This is a genomic window from Mesorhizobium sp. M7A.F.Ca.ET.027.03.2.1, from assembly GCF_003999175.1.
Classification (GTDB): domain Bacteria; phylum Pseudomonadota; class Alphaproteobacteria; order Rhizobiales; family Rhizobiaceae; genus Mesorhizobium.
On record NZ_RZOM01000766.1, the window covers coordinates 1 to 3,037 of the forward strand.

Sequence of the window (3,037 nt, forward strand, 5' to 3'; positions counted from 1 at the left end):
GGATGATAGACGGTATCGACGATCAGCAGATGGTCGCCGGCCGAGACGAAGGCGAGCAGCGGCACCGTCACCGCCGCAAGGCCCGACGGCACCAGGATCGTGCCTGCCGAGCCTTCCAGCGCGTCTATGGCATGGGCAAGCGCATCGGTCGTCGGTGTGCCGCGCGTGCCGTAAGTGTATTTCTGGGTGCGCGCCGCCATCGAAGCCGCGTCGCGAAACAGCACGGTCGAAGCATGCACCACCGGCGGATTGACGAAGCCGAAATAGTCGTGCGGATTGTTGCCCGAATGGGCAAGCCGCGTGTTGACGCCCATCCCGCCGCTAAAGTGCTCGCCGTCTTTCGCCATTCTGCGTCGCCTCGTTTGACAAGCCGCTAGCCATAGTGCGGCGCTATGGACCGTGCAACAGCCATCGCCCGCCAGGAGGCGGACTTCGATATGCCAGTTCGTCGCGGCAAAAACAGCGATGCTGGGGCAGGGTATTAAACGAAAAACCCGCCTGTGCGGCGGGTTATCGGCGCAAATCAGCACCATGGACGAATATGTACCATAGCTGAGGGCAGGGTGTCAAGAAAAAATTCCTATCGCGAAAGGCGGCCTTTTATTGACCTGCGTTCGGAGCCCTAATCTCAGCCGATCGGCCTATTGTGGGCGGCTGCGGAAGGTATATGATTTCCTGCTAATATTAATCGCCGGATTGCTTCGATCAGATGCTGCCGGATGGTTGCTGCCGGTTGACTTCTGGTCCTCCACGATCCGGATCGCGCTCATTAAGCGTGAGTGCGGCAAGGGAGGAATGACATGCCGGACGTCAAATGGGCCATGAAGGCGAGCGAATTCATCAACTGCAACTGCGCCTATGGCTGCCCGTGCCAGTTCAACGCCATGCCGACATACGGATTCTGCCAGGCGGTCGCCGGCATGGAAATCGAGAGCGGCCATCACGGCGACACCAAGCTCGACGGGTTGCGGTTCGTCGGGATTTTCAGATGGCCCGGCGCCATACACCAGGGCGGGGGTGAAGCCGCGGTGGTCATCGACGAGAGGGCGACGGAAGCCCAACGTGGCGCGCTGCTTCGCATATTGGGCGGTCTGGACACCGAGCCAGGTGCAACGATAATTCAGGTCTTTTCGACCACGCTGGAGAAATTCCACGATCCGATCTTCGCGCCGATCGAATTCAAGATCGACGTCGACGCGCGAACCAGTCAGCTGCATGTCGAGGGTATAACCGACGGTCGCGGCGAGCCGATCCGGAATCCGGTCACCGGCGCCGCGCACCAGGCGCGCATCGACTTGCCGCACGGCTTCGAATACGCGATCGCCGAGGTCGGGCGCGGCTGGACCAAGGCGACGGGCCCGATCAAGTTCGAACTGGCCGATACGCACAGCCATTTCGCCAATCTGCATCTTACGCAGAGCGGCATCGTGCATTGACCTGATCCAATGGGCGATACGGCCCTCGAGGCGGTGCTGAGGCGCGATCGCGCGGTCGTGATGGCCGCGCTCGTGGTGATTGCCGTGCTCGCCTGGGCCTATGTGCTGTGGCTCGCCGCCACCATGGTCATGCCCGGCTCCCCCTTGCCGGACGGCGGAGGCGGCGACATGGCCGGCATGGATATGGCCGGCATGGATATGGGCGCCGCCATGGCGCCCGGCTTCCGGCCCTGGGCATTGGGCGATTTCGCCTTCACCTTCACGATGTGGGCGGTGATGATGGTCGGCATGATGACGCCGTCGGTCGCGCCGATGTTGCTGCTCTATGCCGGTGTCGGCCGCAAGGCGCGGGCGGATGGCCGGCCCATCGCTTCGACGGGATGGTTTTTTGCCGGCTATCTCGCCGTCTGGGTCGTCTTCAGCCTCCTGGCGACCGGTGCGCAATGGCTTCTCGCCCGTCTAGCCTTGCTCGATCCCTCAATGGAGACCGGCAGCGCGATCCTCGGCGGCCTCGTTCTGATCGCCGCCGGTCTCTATCAATGGACGCCGATGAAGGGCGTCTGCCTGCGCCAATGTCAGGCACCGATCGCGTTCCTGGCCGGCCGTGGCGGATTCCGTTCCGCTCCGCTCGGCGCGCTTCGGCTGGGCATCGATCACGGCGCCTATTGCCTGGGGTGCTGCTGGGCGCTGATGGCTCTGTTGTTCGTCGGTGGCGTCATGAACGTGCTGTGGATCGCCGGCATCGCCATCCTTGTTCTGCTGGAGAAGACGGTGCCGACCGGGCAGCTGATTCCGCGTTTTTCAGGCGCGTTGATGGCCGCCATCGGGATCTGGATCGTCTTTCAAGCCTTTTGAGAACAGTCTTCGTCGGCGGTCTGTATTGGTTTGCAGCCGTCAGTAAATTGTCAGATGACAATCCTGGGACCTGGTAGTTCGTCGCACGCGGAGGTCAACAACGACGAGGTATTGCCCGGGATGGATTTCGCTGCCGCGGCCCGTATTGGCCCCGCGTTGGCGTTGCATGAGATTTGCCGCCTTTATTAGCCCTGCTGGCTAAATCGCGGGCGTGTTTGTCTGTAAATCGGGCATTTGCGGCAATCGGTTTTCAAACTCTTTGGGTTTCGGTCATTTCCCTTGACCTCACAGGAATTATCGCCTTCGATGACATTTGTGAATGGGAGGCGGCGCGTCGGTTACGATGCGGGGTTTCGGGATGGGCCGGGATGAAGCCGCGTTCACACGGGAGAAAAAAATCAGGATTTACTCCTGAAAACAGAGAAAAGGGTCTGTGGGTCATGAAACACATTGCTATCGGCATTCTAGGCGCCGCCACGCTTGGATTGATGGCGTCCGGCGCGTCGGCGGCCACGCTCGACACCGTCAAGGCGAAGGGCTTCATCCAGTGCGGCGTCTCCACCGGCCTGGCCGGCTTTTCGGCGCCGGACGACAAGGGTGACTGGCAAGGCATCGATGCGGATTTCTGCCGCGCTGTCGCGGCCGCCGTCTTTGGTGACGGCTCCAAGGTCAAGTTCACGCCGCTCAGCGCCAAGGAGCGGTTCACCGCGCTGCAGTCGGGCGAGATCGACATCCTGTCGCGCAAC

The 3,037-nt window shown here is 61.7% G+C and carries 4 protein-coding genes; 3 read left to right on the forward strand and 1 reads right to left on the reverse strand.

Annotation, left to right across the window (positions count from 1 at the left end):
• On the reverse strand, positions 1-347 hold a 347-nt coding region (locus EN750_RS26430; RefSeq protein ID WP_189526464.1), incomplete at its 3' end, for a PLP-dependent transferase.
• Positions 348-800: 453 nt separating this feature from the next.
• On the opposite strand from EN750_RS26430, the gene EN750_RS26435 reads away from it, so the two are divergent.
• The 3 genes from EN750_RS26435 to EN750_RS40990 form a co-directional block, all read left to right on the forward strand.
• Entirely contained in the window at positions 801-1,436 is a 636-nt protein-coding gene (locus EN750_RS26435) for a DUF1326 domain-containing protein (RefSeq protein WP_127398357.1), read from the forward strand.
• Between the two features lie 9 nt (positions 1,437-1,445).
• Positions 1,446-2,291 carry a DUF2182 domain-containing protein gene (locus EN750_RS26440; RefSeq protein ID WP_127398359.1) on the forward strand — a complete coding sequence of 282 codons (846 nt, stop codon included), beginning with the start codon at positions 1,446-1,448 and terminating at the stop codon, positions 2,289-2,291.
• Between the two features lie 173 nt (positions 2,292-2,464).
• The coding region (locus tag EN750_RS40990; RefSeq protein WP_245482818.1) for a transporter substrate-binding domain-containing protein at positions 2,465-3,037 on the forward strand (573 nt) is incomplete at its 3' end.

What these genes read in the sequence shown, in the direction of transcription:
- EN750_RS26435 (WP_127398357.1), top strand. Translation starts at nt 801, where the DNA reads ATGCCGGACGTCAAATGGGCCATGAAGGCGAGCGAATTCATCAACTGC.
- EN750_RS26440 (WP_127398359.1), top strand. Translation starts at nt 1,446, where the DNA reads ATGGGCGATACGGCCCTCGAGGCGGTGCTGAGGCGCGATCGCGCGGTC.